Annotated in this window: 19 protein-coding genes and 1 tRNA gene; 6 read left to right on the top strand and 14 right to left on the bottom strand. The window is 69.7% G+C overall.

Annotated elements, in window-relative coordinates; translation table 11 throughout:
• The 6 genes from AZE13_RS00480 to pcp form a co-directional block, all read right to left on the bottom strand.
• Complete coding sequence (locus AZE13_RS00480; RefSeq protein WP_066927017.1) at nucleotides 1-2,115, bottom strand: PatA/PatG family cyanobactin maturation protease; 2,115 nt, start codon at nucleotides 2,113-2,115, stop codon at nucleotides 1-3.
• 150 nt (nucleotides 2,116-2,265) lie between these two features.
• Nucleotides 2,266-2,445 carry a hypothetical protein gene (locus tag AZE13_RS00475; protein ID WP_066925304.1) on the bottom strand — a complete coding sequence of 60 codons (180 nt, stop codon included), beginning with the start codon at nucleotides 2,443-2,445 and terminating at the stop codon, nucleotides 2,266-2,268.
• A 22-nt stretch (nucleotides 2,446-2,467) separates the two neighbouring features.
• Nucleotides 2,468-2,686, bottom strand: a complete 219-nt coding sequence (locus tag AZE13_RS36180) for a hypothetical protein (RefSeq protein WP_147264581.1) — start codon at nucleotides 2,684-2,686, stop codon at nucleotides 2,468-2,470.
• A gap of 93 nt (nucleotides 2,687-2,779) precedes the next feature.
• A complete protein-coding gene (locus AZE13_RS00470; RefSeq protein WP_066925301.1) occupies nucleotides 2,780-2,974 on the bottom strand; it encodes a hypothetical protein in 195 nt (64 codons plus the stop codon).
• A 133-nt stretch (nucleotides 2,975-3,107) separates the two neighbouring features.
• Nucleotides 3,108-3,266 (bottom strand): cyanobactin biosynthesis PatC/TenC/TruC family protein, encoded by a 159-nt coding sequence (locus AZE13_RS39190; RefSeq protein WP_398780095.1) that lies wholly within the window; start codon nucleotides 3,264-3,266, stop codon nucleotides 3,108-3,110.
• A gap of 525 nt (nucleotides 3,267-3,791) precedes the next feature.
• Entirely contained in the window at nucleotides 3,792-4,436 is a 645-nt protein-coding gene (gene pcp, locus AZE13_RS00465) for a pyroglutamyl-peptidase I (RefSeq protein ID WP_066925298.1), read from the bottom strand.
• Between the two features lie 358 nt (nucleotides 4,437-4,794).
• On the opposite strand from pcp, the gene AZE13_RS00460 reads away from it, so the two are divergent.
• Complete coding sequence (locus AZE13_RS00460; protein ID WP_066925295.1) at nucleotides 4,795-5,268, top strand: hypothetical protein; 474 nt, start codon at nucleotides 4,795-4,797, stop codon at nucleotides 5,266-5,268.
• A gap of 65 nt (nucleotides 5,269-5,333) precedes the next feature.
• Here the strand turns inward: AZE13_RS00460 and AZE13_RS00455 are convergent, their stop codons facing one another.
• Nucleotides 5,334-5,549 (bottom strand): hypothetical protein, encoded by a 216-nt coding sequence (locus tag AZE13_RS00455; protein WP_147264580.1) that lies wholly within the window; start codon nucleotides 5,547-5,549, stop codon nucleotides 5,334-5,336.
• 786 nt (nucleotides 5,550-6,335) lie between these two features.
• Between AZE13_RS00455 and AZE13_RS36175 the strand changes: the two genes are divergently transcribed.
• Together AZE13_RS36175 and AZE13_RS00450 are read left to right on the top strand one after the other, a co-directional pair.
• On the top strand, nucleotides 6,336-6,524 hold the full coding sequence (locus tag AZE13_RS36175) for a hypothetical protein (RefSeq protein WP_147264578.1): 189 nt from the start codon (nucleotides 6,336-6,338) through the stop codon (nucleotides 6,522-6,524).
• 147 nt (nucleotides 6,525-6,671) lie between these two features.
• Nucleotides 6,672-8,018: a helix-turn-helix domain-containing protein gene (locus tag AZE13_RS00450; RefSeq protein WP_066925289.1), complete on the top strand. Its 1,347-nt coding sequence runs from the start codon at nucleotides 6,672-6,674 to the stop codon at nucleotides 8,016-8,018.
• Between the two features lie 173 nt (nucleotides 8,019-8,191).
• Here the strand turns inward: AZE13_RS00450 and AZE13_RS00445 are convergent.
• Nucleotides 8,192-8,265, bottom strand: a tRNA-Thr gene (locus AZE13_RS00445).
• Between the two features lie 178 nt (nucleotides 8,266-8,443).
• On the opposite strand from AZE13_RS00445, the gene AZE13_RS00440 reads away from it, so the two are divergent.
• From AZE13_RS00440 to AZE13_RS00430, 3 genes are all read left to right on the top strand, one after another.
• Nucleotides 8,444-9,580 carry an ABC transporter ATP-binding protein gene (locus AZE13_RS00440; protein WP_066925286.1) on the top strand — a complete coding sequence of 379 codons (1,137 nt, stop codon included), beginning with the start codon at nucleotides 8,444-8,446 and terminating at the stop codon, nucleotides 9,578-9,580.
• A gap of 303 nt (nucleotides 9,581-9,883) precedes the next feature.
• The gene (locus tag AZE13_RS00435) at nucleotides 9,884-10,309 is read left to right on the top strand and encodes a hypothetical protein (protein WP_066925284.1); all 426 of its coding nucleotides are present in this window, start codon (nucleotides 9,884-9,886) and stop codon (nucleotides 10,307-10,309) included.
• Between the two features lie 142 nt (nucleotides 10,310-10,451).
• Complete coding sequence (locus tag AZE13_RS00430; protein ID WP_066925281.1) at nucleotides 10,452-11,180, top strand: NDP-sugar synthase; 729 nt, start codon at nucleotides 10,452-10,454, stop codon at nucleotides 11,178-11,180.
• A 248-nt stretch (nucleotides 11,181-11,428) separates the two neighbouring features.
• Here AZE13_RS00430 and AZE13_RS00425 read toward each other — a convergent pair whose 3' ends face one another.
• From AZE13_RS00425 to ispD, 6 genes are all read right to left on the bottom strand, one after another.
• The gene (locus AZE13_RS00425) at nucleotides 11,429-13,138 is read right to left on the bottom strand and encodes a DoxX family membrane protein (RefSeq protein WP_066925277.1); all 1,710 of its coding nucleotides are present in this window, start codon (nucleotides 13,136-13,138) and stop codon (nucleotides 11,429-11,431) included.
• Between the two features lie 216 nt (nucleotides 13,139-13,354).
• Nucleotides 13,355-14,305 (bottom strand): 23S rRNA (guanosine(2251)-2'-O)-methyltransferase RlmB, encoded by a 951-nt coding sequence (rlmB, locus tag AZE13_RS00420; protein WP_066925274.1) that lies wholly within the window; start codon nucleotides 14,303-14,305, stop codon nucleotides 13,355-13,357.
• Nucleotides 14,306-14,511: 206 nt separating this feature from the next.
• A complete protein-coding gene (gene cysS, locus AZE13_RS00415) occupies nucleotides 14,512-15,909 on the bottom strand; it encodes a cysteine--tRNA ligase (protein WP_066925271.1) in 1,398 nt (465 codons plus the stop codon).
• A gap of 98 nt (nucleotides 15,910-16,007) precedes the next feature.
• Nucleotides 16,008-16,412, bottom strand: coding sequence for a PPOX class F420-dependent oxidoreductase (locus AZE13_RS00410; protein ID WP_066925268.1), 405 nt, complete (start codon nucleotides 16,410-16,412; stop codon nucleotides 16,008-16,010).
• A 344-nt stretch (nucleotides 16,413-16,756) separates the two neighbouring features.
• A complete protein-coding gene (gene ispF / locus AZE13_RS00405) occupies nucleotides 16,757-17,257 on the bottom strand; it encodes a 2-C-methyl-D-erythritol 2,4-cyclodiphosphate synthase (RefSeq protein WP_066925266.1) in 501 nt (166 codons plus the stop codon).
• Nucleotides 17,250-17,996: a 2-C-methyl-D-erythritol 4-phosphate cytidylyltransferase gene (gene ispD, locus AZE13_RS00400; protein WP_066925263.1), complete on the bottom strand. Its 747-nt coding sequence runs from the start codon at nucleotides 17,994-17,996 to the stop codon at nucleotides 17,250-17,252. The genes ispF and ispD overlap by 8 nt, the downstream gene beginning before the upstream one ends.
• Nucleotides 17,997-18,454 lie beyond the last annotated feature (458 nt).

Here is an 18,454-nt window from a genome sequence, read left to right as displayed (position 1 = left end):
TCAGCCGGCTTCCGACCAGGTACGCATGTCACCCAGGGTGACCGGCATCAGGTCGGAGACGTCGATGGTGAACCGGAACACCTTGCGTGCCCGCCGTGAGTTCTCCGGGTCGAAGAAGCGCAGTTTGACGTCCCAGCAGTCGGAGTCCTGCCGGCCGAAGGGGCTCTGCTGTACGTCGATGGTGTCCAGCGCCATCCCGGCGGCGACCGCCTGGGAGAAGGTGTCGGCGGCCTGGAACGCGTTGGTGGCGGCGAAGTTCAGCGCCCGGTCCCGGGAGGTGGAGCCCAGGTTGCGCAGGTCGTAGTAGACGCGGGTGAGGAACTCCCGCAGTGAGCGCTGCACTTCGGCCTGCTGGGCCTTGCCCGCGCCCTTGCCGGCTGCCAGCGAGGCCGCCTGGGTCGCCGCGTCCAGCAGCGCGTTGACCCGCCAGCCGTACAGCCCCCGCACCTGCTCCACCTCGACCACGGGCACGACCTGCCCGGAGAACAGGCGCACGGTGCGGTCGGTCAGCCGGCCGGGAACAGAGATCCGCTCGATGTAGTCCGGGTCGTCCTCGGCGGCGACCTCCCCGCCCAGGAACTTGGACAGCAGTGCGTAGACCTCACCGCCGTAGGCCCCCGCCGGTTCCAGGGCGTAGACCGGGGTGAGCTCCAGGTTCAGCGTCCAGATGAGCGACCTGGCCTCGGAGGGGTTGGCGGTGAGGTGGTCGACCATCTGCCGGGAGTCGTACGGGTTGGCCGGTACCGTCGTGCCGTCGATCGTCACCGGGTCCATCAGCTGCTTGAACGTGTCCCGGCGCGCCTCGCCGCCGAAGTCGTACCCCAGCGTACCCAGCGCGTAGACCAGCGGCGACCAGCCGATCTTCGACTGCTCATGGGACTGCGTCACTTCACCGGGGTGTGTGACGTAGCCGGGCTGCGTCGCTCGGCCGGACTGCGTCACACCGCCCGACCGGGGCGCGGTGACGGGCGCCCGGGGCGCGGTGACGGCCATCCCGGGCGCGGTGACGGCTGCCCCGGGTGTGGTCGCGGCGGCTCGCGCCGGCTCGCGGGGTGCCGTGGCCCCCTCCCCGGGCGGTGGCGCGGGCGCGGGCACGTCCGCGGACCGACACGTGCACGGCGACGATGTCGCACTCGCCGCAGTCGGCTCGGGCTCGGACGGCGTCGCGGCGGACGCCGACGGCTCGACCGACGCCGGCGCCTCGGCCATCACGTCCTGACTCTCGGCCTGCTTGCTCACTGCGTTCCTCACATTCAGTTTGCCGTTCAAGTACCGCTGACACGTCTGTTCATCTCCGGCATCACATGGATCCGCGCTGGCCAGCAGCAGCGCGCCCACCCCGAGCGGATCGGGAACCTTGCCGCGTTGGCGTTGCAGGCTCAGCAGCAGGGCGGCCAGCCCGCTCACGATCGGCGTGGCCAGACTGGTCCCGCCGGCCCGTGCCGTCCCTCCCCCTGGCGTCGCGACGAGCACACCGGCCCCGGGCGCGAGCAGACCGTGACTGTCGTACTCGCTGCCGAAGTTGCTCGACTCCAGCGGCACACCGTGGTCATCGACCGCCCCGACCGCGAGTACGGACGGCAGCGCGGCCGGCACATGCGAGCACAGACAACCGTCGTTGCCGGCCGCCGCCACCAGCAGCACATTGCGCTCGGCGCACAGTTCCACTGCCCGCCGCAGCAAACCGTCCGCTTCTCCGGACTCGGCCAGCTGGCCACCGCTGAGATTGATCACATGGGCGCCGGCCTCCACCGCCGCCTCGATCCCCCGGGCCAGGTCCACCTGTGAGGTCTTCCGTCCCTCCGAGAACACCGGCACGATCAGCCCCCGGCACCGCGGAGCCATGCCGAGCACCGGGCCTTCCTGCCCGGATCGAGGCGGCGCCGGGTGATGCTGGCCGAAGATCACGCTCGCCACACTCGTGCCGTGCCGCGCCTTGGCGCCGTCCACACCCATGTGCGCCCAGGGACCGTCGAGACGGGTCACCGCCGCGCCGGAGAAGGCCGGATGTTCCAGATCCACCTCACCGTCGACCACCGCGATGCGGATGTCGTCGTGTCCGGTGGTCCGCCCCCACAAGGCCGCCAGCCCGGGAATACCCGGTAGATCAACCATCACCACACCCTGCTCATACGCCGGCGTCTGTACGCCGGCTCTGCTCGACGCATTCCTTCACCGGCGGTTGAAATATGCGAAATAACACCCGGTAGTGCCGGTCGGGTGACACGGGGTGGCCCGACCGGCACCACTCAGCCGAGCGGTCACTCACTCGGCGTCGTCAGCGAACGGGAAGACCCCGCCCCCAACACCCACTTGCTGCATGGCGTGCGAGGAGTTGTTCATGAACATGGACTGCTCTGCGGTCGCGCCGTCGTCGCCGGAGGTCTGGGCCGATACCCGCGTGACGGGAACCGACAAACGGGGAGCGAAATCCTGCTCCATCATCTACTCCTTACGAGAGGGGCAATCACTCGGCATCGTCGGCGAACGGGAAAACCCCGCCCCCAACGAGAACTTGCTGGTAGTTGCCGTCGGCGGTGTTGTACATGGACTGCTCTGCGGCCGCACTGTTGTCGCTGACGGTCTGAATTGAAGCCCGGGTGACGGGAGCCGACAGGCGAGGAGTGAAGTTCCGCTCCATCATCTTCTCCTTCTCACGTTTTCGCGTATTCTTTTTGCTTTCCATTACCAGCGGATGAGCCGTGCGAACGAACGCCCCCGGAGTGCCGGCCGGGTGACACGGGGTGGCCGGCCGGCACTGCAGCGTCGAGCGGGTTACTCACTCGGCGTCATCGGCAAACGGGAAAACCCCGCCCCCAATGCCAACTTGCTGGTAGTTGTTCGTGCCGCTGTTCCAGATGGACTGCTCCGCGGCGGCACTGTTGTCGCTGACGGTCTCGATCGACGTCCGCGCGACAGGAGCCGACAGGCGGGGAGTGAAGTTCTGCTCCATCATCTTCTCCTTCTCTCGCATCCAATTGCTTCCACTACCGAGCCCCTCGCCTTCCCCACCGGGGACGACGAGGGCGCTCCCTCGCCACGGCTCATGCCTGGACATGGCGTGTCATGGCGAGCGACTTACCCTCCCGAAAGGCCGTCGACCACACTTACGCCCAGATCCGACCGCGGCGATAACTGCGCGGATCCGCCTCGCCTGCTGTGGCGTCGGCGAACATCTCACTCCACATCGCATAGTCCGACAAGCCCGTTTGCAGCACGTACGGACCACCGACCCGGACCAGGGCTGCCCGCCCTGCCTCGCTCATCACCGTACGGTTTTTCACAGCAGCGGAACTTGCTTTTGCAGCAGCGCTGCTCGCCTTTTTCGATGCCTTGGATGTTTTACCGCGAGGAGTCGCCGTCTTCCGTCGTGGAGCTTTTTCTGGCATCGTCAACCATCCTGTACTCGAATTACTCGATGGCGGTAGCTGAATTAGTGATGCTGCACTTGACCACTAATGCCACACTTGCTTCGCCGGTCTTCGCGGCTCAGAAGGTGACCGTGAGTCGTGGACGGGCATGGGAACGGGAATGGGCATGGCTGAGTTCATTCCCCCATCGGAGGGAGGAATGAGCCGAAACGCACGATGAGCAAGCGTGAAGTCCGCTTGAGCTCAGACTTGATCATCCAACATGGATGAGTATGTCCATCCCTGAGTCATATGTCGAGCGCATAGGGCCTCAGGGGCACCTTTGAGTGAACTCCTGTGTTGACGGGGTCAGCCGGTGTTATTCAGCCGCCATCAGGTTCGATGCCCGTCAGGTTCGTGCCGACGGCAACGGCCACACGGTCAGCTCGTCGCCCCCTCGGCCGCCTTGATATCGGTGTCGTGTGCGGCCGCCGTGGCCAGCAAGGTCCGCAGCCCCCGGGCAGTGGTTTCCACCGGCATCGAGGGACAGTTGGCGTTCAGGGCCTGGTGCGGGGCGGCGGGGATATGGACAAAGCCTCCGCGCATCTGCGGGTGTTCCGTGGCGAGCAGGTACATCAACGTGTAGAAGACGTGGTTACAGACGAATGCCCCGGCGCTCTCGGAGATTCCCGCGGGGATCCCGGCCTCACGGATCGCGGCGGCACAGCGTTTGATCGGCAGCCGGCTGAAGTACGCGGCCGGGCCGTCGGCGACGATCGGTTCGTCAACCGGGGTACGGCCGTCGTTGTCGGCCACGGGGCAATCGTCGACATTGATCGCGGTCCGCTCGATGGAGATGCCGCTCCGGCCGGCGGCGAGCCCCAGGCAGACCACCAGTTCCGGATCGCTCTCCGCCACGGCCTCGCGCAGTTTCAGCTCCGATTTCGCATAGGAGCAGGGAAGCAGGGCACAGTGCACCTCAAGCCCGGGTGGCGGGTCATCGCGCAGGAGTTGCGCGACGAGCCAGGTCGGGTTGTCGCTCATACCGCCGAAGGGTTCAAACCCCGTGATCAGTACGCGGGTCATAGCTGATGCGTTCCTCTCCGTGTCGTGCTGCGTTAGCGCATGGCGCTTCGCGCTTCTTGCTTCGTGTTTCCGGGTTCGTATCTCCGGTCTGTCGCTGTATTCCCCACGGGCATCAGGAGCGGTCGGCCATTACGCCTTCTGGCGGAGGCGCTGAGGTACACGGCTCCGATCTGCCTGCCTCCGGCCTTCAGCGGTCATCTTCAGGTCGCCCTGGGGACGGGAAGCATGCGACCGGAGGTGGAGACGGAGATCGGTCAGCAGACCGACTACTCGTCCTCTTCACCGTGGGTACCGTGACAAGAAAGGCGCAGGTACAGCAGAGCCGCAGACGCAAAAACAGAAACCGTCCGAGGTCACCATGGCACCCCCGCAGCAGTCGTCCCGCCGTATGCGCGGCGAGACCCTTCTTGTGATTGCCCTCCTGGCGATCGCAGCCCTCATCGTCGGCGGGCTGATCTGGGCCAAGAACAACGTGACCGAGATCAAGAAGTGGCGAGGCGGGAATGCCTGGTCTCTCACGTACGAGGCCACGTCTGCCCGCGGCGCACCGCAAGCCGCCGCCCTGGTCTACCGCCACAACCCCGACAGCTTCGAGCCGGACTACAAGGACGAACGGCTGGGCCCGACCAAGCTGCCCTGGCGCACCGAAGTCGCCGTCAACACCGGCCAGGAGGCCCGCGTGGAGGTCACCCCGACCGGAGACGGCGTCGCCTCCTGCCGGATCCTGCTGGACGGGGTCCGCGTCGTCGCGTCAGGGAAGTCCCCCGGCCCCGGCAAGCCCGCCGTCTGCCACGTGATCACCAGCAACACTCCGGAGAAGTGGCCCCGCTGAGCCCTGTCCGGTGCGTCAGGGCCGCACACCGGCGCAAGTGGGACCCGCGGCCGCGATGAAGCGACCTACCGGAAGTCGGGCAGCGGCAGGTCCACCGATTGCCGGTCCACCTTCTTCACCAACAGATCGCAGCGCCACATCGCATTGTGCGGGGACTCTCCCTGGTATGTGACGGCGGTGTCGACACAGTCAGCGTATGAATGGGGAACATCGGGCACATGGGCCACGGCCGTTGAGGCAGTTGCGCCCATGAAGAAGCCGCTCATGACTACGGACGCCACCAAGGCGCCAATCCTTCGACGCACAGCTGTGCCCCTTCCTTTACTCCGAAACCCATCTGCTGCGGAGCACTCAGTTTTCGATCCAGCACACACCGCGGGAATCGACGTCTGAGAGGCTCTTATCACGCTGCCCGATGATGTCCCCAGCGTGACCGTCACCGGCCGCTGCGTTTCACCCGACGGCGCCCGCTATACGGCGCAGTCCGTCACCTTCCACCGCCCCACACCCCACACGGCTCGTCAAGCCGCCACCGGAGGCGGCAGCGGCTCGCAGTTCGCTGCGGACCTACGCCCTGCCGAGGCCCGCATCCCTCCTGGCGTCGCCCCGGCGATGGGTCACCACGGCACTCGCCGCCGCCTGCGCCGGGCCGGCCCACGTGACGGGCATGGCGTGAGGGGCATGATGGGCATGGCGAGTCGGTTCGTCCGCCTACCTGCGGCGACGACCTGGCCGACGGCACGGCGATGAGTCGACATACCAAGATCCGGACGCTACATACCGTTTTCCCGTAAAAGCGATACGAATTGCCCACGCGGAGTCTACGAAACTGTCCGGATGCCCCCCAATTGTGCTGCGGATGGGGGCATTTGCGCGAATAGCACTCGGGCAATCGGAGCCCTAGGCTCACGGAGCGCGAGCCCGGATCGACCAAGAGTCAGGCTCGCGCTCCTGATAAGCACGAAACAAGGAAGTGCTCTATGCCTTCGTTCCCCGCTCGTTTCCGGGTCAAACGCCAAGGGCGCCGACCTGCGAGTGACAGTAACAGCGGCGCCCACGACCTGAGTATGCCGGGCAACAGCGCCAGTGGACCGCGCAACTGGGGGAGTTGGGGATCGGCCGCGGCCCTCCCCGCCCCGCCGTTCGTCGTGATCAACCCGCCGCACGAACCCGTGGCCCAGGCAGTTCTCCTTGTCACGGCGGTGCTGTGGGCATTCACCGCCTGGCGGCAGGGCAGGGCTTCGGCCCGCGGCTGAGCGGTCCGCCGGCTGGCCCGGCGTGCCACTGGTGTCCCTTCGTTCCCTACGAAACGGAGAGACTTCCCCGTTACTCGTCACGATTCCCGGGCGACGGAACCCGTTCCGTCGCCCGGGAGCTGAGGTACCGCAAAGGAACACAGAGAGATGCAGGGGTATTTCCCTCCTCAGGAGGGCTGTAAGAACTGCGGAGCGCAGCTCACCCCGCAGCGCACCGGCCGCCCTGGCGAGTACTGCGGCACCGCGTGCCGCCAAGCGGCCTACCGCAGTCGCCGAAAAAGGGAACGGCTCGACACGGCCGCTCTGGACCGCGACCTCAACGCCTGTGCCCAGATCCTCGAAGCCGAAGTCCGGCAGCTTGTCCGGGCGTTGGAGGAGCCACACGTCCCCGGCGAGGCAGGGCCGCTGACCACGCTGGTGGAGATCCAGCAGCACGTCGAGAAGATGCTGCCCGGCGCCGTCGGACGCGCCCGCCACCGGGGCGTGTCCTGGGCGCGGATTGCCGACGTCCTGAGCCTCAACAAGGACAGCGTCCGCCGCAAGTACGGCAAGTACGACGTCGGCCGTCACCTCCAGCGGATAGCCAACCGCCCACGGCAGTCCGTTCCGCCTTCGCCCGGGGCTTCCTGGCAGCACGGCCCGGGAAACGACGACGACGCCGATACCCACCGAGACGACACGCACCGAGCACACACACCTGACGCCGCGGACACCGCCCCCACTCCCCCGCTCCCTCCCTCTCCGGCTTCCCCTCCCGCTCCCCCTCCCGACGAAGTCCCTTCATCCACCGGCTTAGCCCCCGTCCTGAGCCACCTGCAACGCGCCTCCCGGCTCAGCCTGCGCAGCCTCGGCGAGCGCACCTCCCTGTCCGCCAGCCACCTCTCGCGCATCCTCAGCGGAGAGCGCTTTCCCGACTGGTCCGTCACCGCCCGCATCGCCCGGGCCTGCGGCGCCGATCCCTGCGCGCTGCGCAAGGTATGGGAGGACGCCGAGATCCGCCGGGGAACCAAACGGCGCGGCGAGCTCTCCCTCGACTCCGCGCTGCGTTATCTGCATCGCCGCGCCGGCACCCCCAGTACGTGGTCCATGGCGGTCGCCTCCAGCGGCATCCTCAACCGGGACGAGATCACGGCCATGCTCGACGGCACCGCGGTCCCCGACTGGGACATCGTCGAGCGCCTCATCATGGTCCTCGACGGCGAGCCCGCCTACTTCGCCCCCCTGTGGAAGTCCGCCTACAACCGCCCCACCCCACCCCCGCCTCCCTCCGCCACCAGGTCCGCACCCCGGCCGCCCCGCCCCCGCGCAGCCACCCAACTCGAGGAGATGCTCGCCGCCTTCAGTGCCGCCCTCAGCTCCTCCCACCCCCTCCCCGTCACCCCCGTCCCCCTGCCCAGCACAGCTCCCCCACCAGCCTCCTCACCCCTCCGCCCGCACCCGATCCCCGCCCCCATCCCCGCGCTGGCCAACTGGGGCAACGTCCTGCCGACCTGAAGGCCCCCGGTCCGGCCCAGGACGTCACCGGCGCCGCTGACCGCTCGACGCTCACGCAGCCGCCGACCGGGGCGGGCACGCACCGCGCACGCAAACGGCCCCGGACAAGGAGTCCGGGGCCGCGTAACACGCCGCCCGGGGAAGAAACCCCAGGTCAGCGACTTAGTGCTCAGAGCCCCCTGTCGGATTCGAACCGACGACCTTCGCTTTACAAGAGCGGTGCTCTGACCAGCTGAGCTAAGGAGGCGTGCGGGAAGAGTGTACCCAGCCGGGGCGGGTGCCGGGCTCCCGGTTTTGGTGGGGGCTGAACTACTGACAGCGAGGCCGGGCCCGGGTAGCGTCACGGACGGTCCGCAGATGGGGACCACCTCACTCCTTTTACTCGGATCGTCCGGCACGTTCCTGCCGGTGAAGGGACTCTCACCATGGCCACGGTCACCTACGACCAGGCAACCCGTATCTACCCGGGTGCCGACAAGCCCGCCGTCGACAAACTGGACATCGCCATTGAAGATGGCGAATTCCTTGTCCTCGTCGGCCCCTCCGGATGTGGCAAGTCCACCTCGCTGCGGATGCTCGCGGGGCTGGAGGACGTCGATCAGGGCGCCATCCGCATCGGGGACCGCGATGTGACGCACCTCCCACCCAAGGACCGGGACATCGCCATGGTGTTCCAGAACTACGCGCTCTACCCGCACATGACGGTCGCCGACAACATGGGCTTCGCGCTCAAGATCGCCGGTGTGCCGAAGGCCGAGATCCGGCAGAAGGTCGAGGACGCCGCGAAGATCCTTGACCTGACGGAGTACCTGGGGCGCAAGCCGAAGGCGCTCTCCGGTGGTCAGCGGCAGCGGGTCGCGATGGGCCGGGCGATCGTCCGTGAGCCGCAGGTGTTCCTGATGGACGAGCCGCTGTCCAACCTGGACGCGAAGCTGCGCGTCCAGACCCGTACGCAGATCGCCGGCCTGCAGCGCCGGCTCGGCATCACGACGGTGTACGTCACCCACGACCAGGTCGAGGCGATGACGATGGGCGACCGGGTCGCGGTCCTCAAGGACGGTCTGCTGCAGCAGGTCGACTCACCGCGGAACATGTACGACCGGCCGGCGAACCTGTTCGTGGCCGGGTTCATCGGCTCACCCGCGATGAACCTGGTCGAGGTGCCGATCACCGACGGCGGTGTGAAGTTCGGCAACAGCGTGGTGCCGGTCAACCGGGAGGCGCTGTCCGCGGCCGCCGACAAGGGGGACCGAACGGTGACGGTGGGCGTGCGCCCCGAGCACTTCGACGTCGTCGAGCAGAACGGCGCCGCCGCGCAGTCGCTGTCGAAGGAGGCCGCGGACGCCCCGGCCGGCCTGGCCGTGACGGTCAATGTCGTCGAGGAGCTCGGCGCCGACGGGTATGTGTACGGCACGGCCGAGGTGGGCGGCGCGACGAAGGACCTGGTCGTACGGGTCAACGGCCGTCAGGTGCCGGAGAAGGGCAGCCGACTGCACGTCGTGCCGCGGCCGGGTGAGACGCATGTGTTCTCGACGTCGTCCGGGGAGCGGCTCTCGGACTGAGCGGTCTCTCTCTTCTCGGTTCTTCGTAGTGCTGCTCGGTTGAAGGACTCTGTGTGGTTGGGTGGTGGCGGCGTGTGAGATCGGCGGTCGTGCGGGGTAGGAATGACTTCGCGTCGTCACCGCCGTCGCCTCACCGCCCCGCCTCACCGCCGCTGCATCGCCGAGAGCCTCGGAACTTATGAGGGCAGAACGGACCTTTTCGTATCAGTGCGTCAACATCACAACCGCACCGACGAGCCATTCCGTCCCCCGATAAGGTGACCAAATGTCGCCAAATCATCACTCGTCGCTACCATCTCGACCGTGAACTCCGCAGCCCGCCGCATCGGCAGAACTCTCGCTCTCGTACTCCCCGTCGTCCTCGTGCTCTCGGGGACCCTCGCGGTCACCCGCGTCCCCTGGGCATCGACGGCCACCGACTCACAGATGCTGACCGCGTCCTCCGGAACCGCCTCCACGAAGGCCGGCCCGAGGGCCCCCGAAGACGCCGTCCGCAAGCAGCTCTTGATCGACGTCCAGCGGCGCAACCCCGGCGTCGCCCTCACCCACCTCCAGGAGGCGGTCGCCAAGCACCCCTCGCTGGCCAAGCGCTGCACCTACCTCGCCCGCCAGATCGGCCGGGCAGCGGTTGCCAAGTACGGCGGGGCCGCACACCGCGCCCAGGCCTTCTCGCGCCCGGTCTGCGACACTTCGTACGCCTCCGGTGTCGCCGCCGCCACTGTCCGCTGACCCCCTCCGCGCAGGCGCACAGGCCCGCAGGCAGATAGACACATAGGCGCATAGGCACGCAGGCGCAGACCGGCGCTTTCACACGCCGGTGGATTCACATATCGGAACATTCGCATCGGATGGGCCGCATAGAGTGCGAACCATGACCGGCGCCCCGCATCCGTACCCCACGCAGGCCGTGATCCTGGCCGGCGGCCAGGGATCACGTCTCCGCCCGTACACCGACAATCGCCCCAAGCCGATGGTCGAGATTCCCGGCACCGGGACCCCGATCATCGGCCACCAGCTGAACTGGCTGGCAGAGGAAGGTGTCACGGACGCCGTCGTCTCCTGCGGCCACCTCGCCGGAGTACTCCAGGACTGGCTCTCCCGGAGCCAACTGCCCTTGCGCGTCACGACTGTTGTCGAGCCCGAGCCACTGGGCCGTGGCGGCGGCCTCAAGTACGCGGCCGGCGCGCTGCCCCGCCCGGACGAGCCCTGGTACGCCACCAACGGCGACATCTGGACCCGCTTCCCGCTTCGCGAGATGGCCGACTTCCATCACGAACGTGACGCCGAGGCCACCCTCGCGCTGGCCCGCCCCCGCATCCCCTGGGGCGTCGTGGAGACCGACGCCTTCGGTCACGTCCTCGACTTCATCGAGGCGCCGCCCTCGCCGTACCTGGTGAACGCGGGCGTCTACGTCTTCTCCGCCGGCTTCACGGCGCTGCTCCCCACCCGCGGTGATCATGAACGTACGACCTTTCCCCGCCTGGCCCGCGAGCGTCGCCTGGCCGGCTTCCCCCTCCCACAGGGCGCCTACTGGCGCGCGATCGACACGGCCAAGGACCTCACGGAGGCGGCCAAGGAGCTGAACTCACACGGGCGTTGAGCGGTCTGCGGGGGCGCCGGACGCCCGGCAAGGACCTCGACGCCCGGCAGCCGGCAGGAGGCCATGGGCAGGGGCCCTTGGGCTTCCGGGCGGGCGTAGTGCTGTGACAGGGACGGCGAAAGCTGCTACGGCTGCTGCGCGCGCATCCGCCGTATCTGTCCGCGGCACGGATACGCCCACCTCCCAAGGCACAGGGAGGTGGGCGTACAGGCGCGGCAGCCAGGGCTGGCCCAGCAGGCAGCCAGGGGCTAGCCCAGCAGCCCGCCCAGCGTGTTGCCCCGGCTTCCGGAGTCTCCGGAACCGCTGTTGCCGGAGGTGCCCGTGCCGGACGTGCCACCGCCCGTGCCGCCCGATGTGGACGGGGCGCGGGTCGGGGCCGGGGCCCGGGTCGGGGTGGTCTGCTGGGGAGCGCTGGTGGTGGCGCCGGGCTGCTGCGAGAGCCCGCCCGTGCGGCCCGTCGCGCGGCCGGTGCCCGGTGTGGGCGTGGCCGCCCTGCCCGGCGTACGCACCCGGTGGGACGCGCCCGTGGAGGGCGTGCCGGGGCGGGGGGCGCCGGTGCCGATGTGCCGCTGGCCGGGGCGGGTGGTGCTCTTGCCGGGGCGGGGCAGCGGTGAGCCGGGCAGGTTGTTCACCGGGGGCTCGCCGGGCCGCGGCACGGTCGCGACCGTGGCGGACCGTACGGCACCGCCCAGGAGCGAGCCGATGAGCAGGGTCAGCCCGGCCACCATCGCGGTCATCATGGCGCCACGGCGCAGCACCCGGCGCCGGAGGTCGCCGACCTCGACCCGGGGGCCGAGCCGCCGCCACGCCTCGCCTGCCAGCCGGCCGTCCAGCGAGTAGACCGGAGCGCCCGCGATGATCAGCGGGCTCCAGGCGGCGAGGTAGATGATGTCGGGGGCGTCGTAGGCGGGGACCGTACGCCAGCTGACGGTCATCAGCAGAGCCGCGGAGAGCAGCGCACCGATCGCCGCGGCGACCCGCTGCCACAGTCCGCAGATGGTCAGTACGCCGACGACGACCTGGAGGAAGGCGACGGTCAGGCCCGCGCCCACAGGGTGCGCGACGGCGAAGTCCCGCAGCGGCACGGCCAGCGCCCAGGGGTGGAGCGAGAGCAGCCACGTGACCATGGAGCCGCGCTCTCCGCCGTCGAAGTAGACGGGGTCGCAGAGCTTCCCCATGCCGGCGTAGACCGAGATCAGGCCGAGGAAGACGCGGAGCGGAAGGAGCACGACGCCGAGGTTCATCCGGCGGCCGGGATAGTACGCGTGGCGCACGGTGTCGACGCTGCGCCGCCCGCCGCCGCGGGCGTAGCGGCCGCGCGCCCCGAAGCGGTCGTCACCGAACCGGTCGTCGCCGTAGCGGTCGTCGTCGTAACCGTCGAAGCCGTCGTAACCGTTGTCGTCGCAGCCGTCGTCGTCCCTGTCGAGGGTGCGGTAGCGGTCGGTGTGGTCGCCGTCGTCGCCGTACGCGCCGCCCGCGCGGCGGATGCCGGGCATCAGGGTGGTGTCGGAGTCGGCGGGGCCGCGCTGGCCGATCACGGTCTGGGCCGGCGCGGTCTGGGCGGGCGGGGGGTCGTCGAGGCGGACCCGGGGCAGGACCTGGGTCGTGCCGACGTCCTCGCCCTGACCGCCGTCGAGACCGATACCCGAGTTGCGCACCGCGTGCAGGAGCTGCGTGGTGCCGCCGGCCGCGCCGCCCGGTGCGGTGCGGCCGCTCCACACCACGGGTGCTCGGCGCCGGGCACCGGAAGCCGGGCGCGGAACGGCGGGGATCCGCGCGGTGTCGGCCATGGCCGCACCGGTCACCGGTGCGGCGAGCTGTACGCGGAAGCTGGCGTGGTTGACGATGACCTGCGCGGGATCGCACGGCACCTTGACCGAGCTCAGGCCCGGCTCGTCATCGAAGCCCGGCGAGCGTCCCCCCGAAGGCGTGCGGGGTGTTCTGGTGTCCACGCTCATCTAACCGAGTGACTCGCGTATAAGACACTGCCTCGGCCCCGCCGATCTGTCCGAGGCCCGTCAAGGCGATCACGGGACGGCCGGACGGCGGACGGAGGGTCAGGCTATGACCCGAGGTGGGGTACGGGTGCGGCGCGCCCCAGTCGCACCCGTACATCGCCCTCGTATACGCATGCCCGGGCGGCCGGGCTCGACGGCCCCGGGCCGACGGCGGGCTCAGCCGCGCCGCCGCGCCGCCTCCCACAGGACGACACCGGCCGCGACACCGGCGTTCAGCGACTCCGCGCCGCCCGGCATCGGGATCCGCACCCGCACGTCGCAGGTCTCGCCGACCAGCCGCGACAGTCCCTTGCCCTCGCTGCCGACGACGATGACGACCGGGCCGTCCAGCACCTCCAGGTCCTGCAGCTCCATCTCGCCGTCCGCCGCCAGGCCGACGACCGTCAGGCCGGCCTTCTGGTACGACTCCAGCGTCCGGGTCAGGTTGGTGGCGCGGGCCACCGGCGTACGGGCCGCGGTGCCCGCCGAGGTCTTCCAGGCACCGGCCGTCATACCGGCGGCGCGGCGCTCCGGTACGACCACGCCGTGACCGCCGAAGGCGGAGACGGAGCGGACCACGGCGCCCAGGTTGCGCGGGTCGGTGACCCCGTCCAGCGCGACGATCAGCGGGTCCTCACCGGTGTCGAAGGCGGCGGCGGAGAGGTCCTCCGGGTGCGCGTAGTCGTACGGCGGGATCTGCGCGACCAGGCCCTGGTGGTTGAGACCGCCCGTCATCCGGTCCAGCTCGGGGCGCGGCGCCTCCAGGAGGTTCAGCCCGCGCTCGGTGGCGAGCTGCAGGGCCTCGCGCACCCGCTCGTCGCTGTCGATGAACTGCTGCACGTACAGCGTGGTGGCGGGCACGCCCTCGCGCAGCGCCTCGACGACCGGGTTACGGCCGACGACCAGCTCCGCGGTGCCCTTGGCGCCGCCCCGGCGCGGGGCCGGGCGCTTGGCGGACTGCTTCGCCTTGGCGTTGGCGATGCGGTTCTTGACGTGTCCCTTGCGCGCGGAGGCGGGCGGGGTGGGGCCCTTGCCCTCCAGGCCCCGGCGCCGCTTACCGCCACTGCCGACCTGGGCGCCCTTCTTGTTGGACGTGCGGCGGTTCCTGCGCTGGCTGTTGCCGGCCATGGGTCACCTGTTTCTTCACTGCTCTCGACGTCTCGCGACGTGGAGTGGGGACGTACGTATGGATTGAGTGTGGCCCGTCGCCACCCGGAAGGGCGAATCCCCGACTACGTGGCTACGGAGTGCGACCGGGCGGATGCGCCGCTCGCGACGGCGTTCCGGGCCCCGGCCCGGACGTTTCCGTCCGTGGTCCGGGCTGCGAACCGTGATCAGGTCAGTGACCAGCGGGGGCCGGAAGGGGTGTCCTCGATCGACAGGCCTGCCTGCTGGAGCTGGTCACGGATGGCGTCGGCGGTGGCGTAGTCCTTGCGGGAGCGGGCCGCCTGGCGCTGTTCCAGTACGAGACGGACGAGGGAATCCACGACCCCGTGGAGGTCCTCACCCCGGTCCGTACCGCCGCCCGCCCAGTGCTCGTCGAGCGGATCCAGGCCCAGTACTCCCAGCATGGCGCGCAGCTCGGCCAGGCGGGCCACCGCCGCTTCCTTGTCGTCGGCGCTCAGGGCGGAGTTGCCCTGGCGGACGGTGGTGTGCACGATCGCCAGCGCCTGCGGTACGCCCAGGTCGTCGTCCATCGCCTCGGCGAAGGCCGGCGGCACCTCGGCGGCCGGTTCCACCGGACCGCCCGCCAGCTCCACCGCGCGCTGGACGAAACCCTCGATCCGCGCGAAGGCCGCCTCCGCCTCCCGCAGCGCCTCCTGGCTGTACTCGATCATCGAGCGGTAGTGCGGGGTGCCCAGGTAGTAGCGCAGCACGATCGGCCGCCACCGCTTGATCATGTCCGAGACGAGCACGGAGTTGTCCAGCGACTTGGACATCTTCTCGCCGCTCATGGTCACCCAGGCGTTGTGCGCCCAGTACGCGGCGAAACCGTCGCCGAAGGCCTTGGCCTGGGCGATCTCGTTCTCGTGGTGCGGGAAGACCAGGTCGACGCCGCCGCCGTGGATGTCGAAGGCCGCACCCAGGTACTTGTGGGCCATCGCCGAGCACTCCAGATGCCAGCCCGGCCGGCCACGCCCCCACGGCGTCTCCCAGCTCGGCTCGCCCTCCTTCGCCGCCTTCCACATCGCGAAGTCCCGCGGATCGCGCTTGCCCGTCTCCCCCTCACCCGACGGCTGCAGCAGATTGTCCAGCTCCTGGTTGGACAGCTGCAGATACCCGGGGAAGGACTTCACGTCGAAGTAGACGTTGCCGTCCGCGGCATAGGCGTGACCGCGCTCCATCAGGCCGCGCATCATCTCGATCATCTCGGGGATGTGGCCGGTGGCCCGCGGCTCGTACGTCGGACGCAGGCAGCCCAGGGCGTCGTACGCCGTGTTGAAGGCGACCTCGTTCGCGTACCCGATCGACCACCACGGCCGGCCCTGCGCCTGCGACTTCGCAATGATCTTGTCGTCGATATCCGTGACGTTGCGCACGAACGTCACGTCATAGCCGCGGTACTCGAACCAGCGGCGCATGATGTCGAAGTTCAGTCCCGACCGGATATGCCCGATATGCGGAGCGGCCTGCACGGTCGCACCACACAGGTAGATCGAGACACAGCCCGGCACGAGCGGGGTGAAGTCGCGGATCTGCCGGGCGCTGGTGTCGTACAGGCGAATCGTCACGGAACCAGGGTAGTAGGAAGCGGGCAGTGCCCTGCGACGTATGGGCCGCACGGACACAGATCCGTGACAAGCGTCCGGCCCGCCGGAGCGCCCGCCGGTCAGCCGCGGCCGACCACCTTGCGCGGGGTGATCCGGACGATCACCCGCTCGGCGTCATGGGGCGCCTCCGGCATGAACTCCGCGAACGTCCTGCCGGTGTATTTGGAGGACAGCTCGTCGTGGAGCCGCCGGTCACCCGCGGTGGTGAGCGTGGCGGTGCCGCGTATCTCGGCGTAGGTGTACGGGGCGTCGGAGGGCTGGACGACGACGGTGACGCGCGGGTCGCGGCGCAGGTTGGCCTCCTTGCGCGTGCCGACCGTCGTCGAGACCAGCAGATCGTCGCCCTCCCGCAGCACCCATACCGGCGACGCCTGCGGACTGCCGTCGGGCTGGATCGTCGCCAGGGTCACGAAGACAGGGGTGTCCAGGAGCTCCTTGAGGGAGTCGGGGAGAGTCGCGGTCACGAGGGGTCCTTCCTGTCAGCCGTGCCGATGGGCCGTTCCACCGGGGCGGCGCCATGACCAGTCACGGGGCGTAGGTGTACTCCGCTTCTCCCCAACACCCGTGCGGCGCCGGGCATTCCCGCACGCCGGCGGGAATGCCGGGCGCCGCGCCGCATACGCCTGACGTCCGGATCCGGCATACGCCCGATGTCAAGATCCGGGCGCGGTTTCCGGCCACCGGGCCATGCGGTCCGGCGGCTCGGACCGCGGAGGACCGGACCGCGGAGGAGACGTCAGGCCGCGCGGGAGACCCGGACCGTGGCGAAGGCTCAGACCGTGGCGAAGGCTCAGACCGTGGCGAAGGCTCAGGCCACGGTGAACACGATCGCCGTGGCGATCGCCGCCAGGCCCTCGGCGCGTCCCGTCAGGCCCAGCCCGTCCGAGGTCGTGCCGGAGACCGAGACCGGCGCCCCGACGGCGTCCGACAGCACCTTCTGGGCTTCCTGGCGTCGCTTGCCGATCTTCGGCCGTACGCCGATGACCTGCACCGAGACGTTGCCGATCACAAAGCCCGCGCGCCGCACGATCCCGGCGGCCTCCTCCAGCAGGGCCACGCCGGAGGCGCCGGCCCACTCCGGGCGGTCGGTGCCGAAGTGCGCGCCCAGATCACCGAGCCCGGCCGCGGAGAACAGCGCGTCGCAGGCGGCGTGCGCCACGACATCGCCATCGCTGTGCCCGGCGAGCCCGTAGCCCCCGCTCTCGGAGGCATCCCAGAGCAGGCCGGCGCACCACAGCTCCCGCCCCTGCTCAAAGGCGTGGACATCGGTTCCGATGCCCACCAGCGGCGTCGCGGTCGGTTCAAACATAGCCATCGGTGGCCCTCCTGCGGGCGAGTACGGCCTCGGCCAGGACGAGGTCCAGCGGCCGGGTCACCTTGAATGCTTCCTCGTGGCCGGGGACGACCACGACCGGTGTGCCGAGCCGTTCGACCAGCCCGGCGTCGTCGGTGGCGCCCTCGCCCTCGACGACGGCGTGGTGCGCCTCGCGCAGGGTCTCCGGGGCGAAGCCCTGCGGGGTCTGGACGGCGCGCAGCAGAGCCCGCTCCGGGGTACCGACCACCGGCTCCGGGGCGCCCTGGGCCTGCGGCTCGACCTGCTTGACGGTGTCGGCCAGCGGCAGCGCGGGGACGACCGCGGGCGCACCGGCGCGTACCGCCGCAATCACCGCGTCGACGGTGTCCACCGGGACGAGCGGGCGCGCGGCGTCATGCACCAGAACGACGTCGACGTCCTGCGGCAGCGCCGCCAGGCCGAGCCGTACGGACTCCTGGCGGGTCCGCCCGCCGGGGACGACGACGAGGCCGGTGCGGTCGGCGAGCGGGTACTCGTTCAGCAGGCGGTCGACCTCGGCGGCGCCGTCGGGCGGGGCGACGACGACGATGAGCGAGACGGCGCGGGAGGCGGCCATCGCGCGGACGGCGTGCACCAGCATGGGGGTGCCGCCCAGCGCGCGCAGCGCCTTGGGCGTGCCGGGACCGAGCCGGACCCCGCGGCCGGCCGCGGGGATCACCGCGGCGGTGCGGACCGGGCGGGAGGGTTCTGACATCGTTGGCTCCGGAGTCCGGGCCGAGCCCGGAATTGGCGCAGACAGGTTTGTTTCCTCGGGCGGGATGGGTATGGCCTGGGGGTACCCCCTGCTCGCAGAGCTCGGGGCAGTGCCGGGTGCGTTACGCCTTGACCGGACCCTTCCGTGACATCGGTCGAGTCAGCTGCCCGGGCCCGGCACACCACAGTGAACCGCCGGTTCTCCACGGTGAGCCGACGGTCCTCGCCGATCCCGGCGCAGATCGCCGCTGACCAGCGGAATCGCCGCCTCACCAGCAGATGCACCCCCAGCGGGTACACCCCAGGGATACACCCCAGCAGCTACGTCCGTCCCCGCAGATATGCCAGATATGCCGCAGCGCCCGGCAACAGACCCCTCCCCTTCGGGGCGGTCGTCACTCGGGCACCGCGGCATTGCTACGTCGCTGCATCGTCACGACGGACAGGTCGTCACGGCGA

It is taken from the genome of Streptomyces sp. NBRC 110611 (genome assembly GCF_001590865.1).
In the GTDB taxonomy this organism is placed as follows: domain Bacteria; phylum Actinomycetota; class Actinomycetes; order Streptomycetales; family Streptomycetaceae; genus Streptomyces.
This window is presented reverse-complemented; position numbering and strand designations above follow the sequence as displayed.

Bases quoted from the DNA above. Each gene is read 5' to 3' on its own strand.
- AZE13_RS00425 (WP_066925277.1), bottom strand. From the start codon at position 13,138: ATGAGCGTGGACACCAGAACACCCCGCACGCCTTCGGGGGGACGCTCG.
- AZE13_RS36175 (WP_147264578.1), top strand. From the start codon at position 6,336: ATGCCGGGCAACAGCGCCAGTGGACCGCGCAACTGGGGGAGTTGGGGA.
- AZE13_RS39190 (WP_398780095.1), bottom strand. From the start codon at position 3,266: ATGAGCGAGGCAGGGCGGGCAGCCCTGGTCCGGGTCGGTGGTCCGTAC.
- ispD (WP_066925263.1), bottom strand. From the start codon at position 17,996: ATGTCAGAACCCTCCCGCCCGGTCCGCACCGCCGCGGTGATCCCCGCG.
- AZE13_RS00450 (WP_066925289.1), top strand. From the start codon at position 6,672: ATGCAGGGGTATTTCCCTCCTCAGGAGGGCTGTAAGAACTGCGGAGCG.
- rlmB (WP_066925274.1), bottom strand. From the start codon at position 14,305: ATGGCCGGCAACAGCCAGCGCAGGAACCGCCGCACGTCCAACAAGAAG.
- AZE13_RS36180 (WP_147264581.1), bottom strand. From the start codon at position 2,686: ATGGAAAGCAAAAAGAATACGCGAAAACGTGAGAAGGAGAAGATGATG.
- AZE13_RS00480 (WP_066927017.1), bottom strand. From the start codon at position 2,115: ATGGTTGATCTACCGGGTATTCCCGGGCTGGCGGCCTTGTGGGGGCGG.
- pcp (WP_066925298.1), bottom strand. From the start codon at position 4,436: ATGACCCGCGTACTGATCACGGGGTTTGAACCCTTCGGCGGTATGAGC.
- ispF (WP_066925266.1), bottom strand. From the start codon at position 17,257: ATGTTTGAACCGACCGCGACGCCGCTGGTGGGCATCGGAACCGATGTC.
- AZE13_RS00475 (WP_066925304.1), bottom strand. From the start codon at position 2,445: ATGATGGAGCAGGATTTCGCTCCCCGTTTGTCGGTTCCCGTCACGCGG.
- AZE13_RS00430 (WP_066925281.1), top strand. From the start codon at position 10,452: ATGACCGGCGCCCCGCATCCGTACCCCACGCAGGCCGTGATCCTGGCC.
- AZE13_RS00440 (WP_066925286.1), top strand. From the start codon at position 8,444: ATGGCCACGGTCACCTACGACCAGGCAACCCGTATCTACCCGGGTGCC.
- AZE13_RS00470 (WP_066925301.1), bottom strand. From the start codon at position 2,974: ATGCGAGAGAAGGAGAAGATGATGGAGCAGAACTTCACTCCCCGCCTG.
- AZE13_RS00460 (WP_066925295.1), top strand. From the start codon at position 4,795: ATGGCACCCCCGCAGCAGTCGTCCCGCCGTATGCGCGGCGAGACCCTT.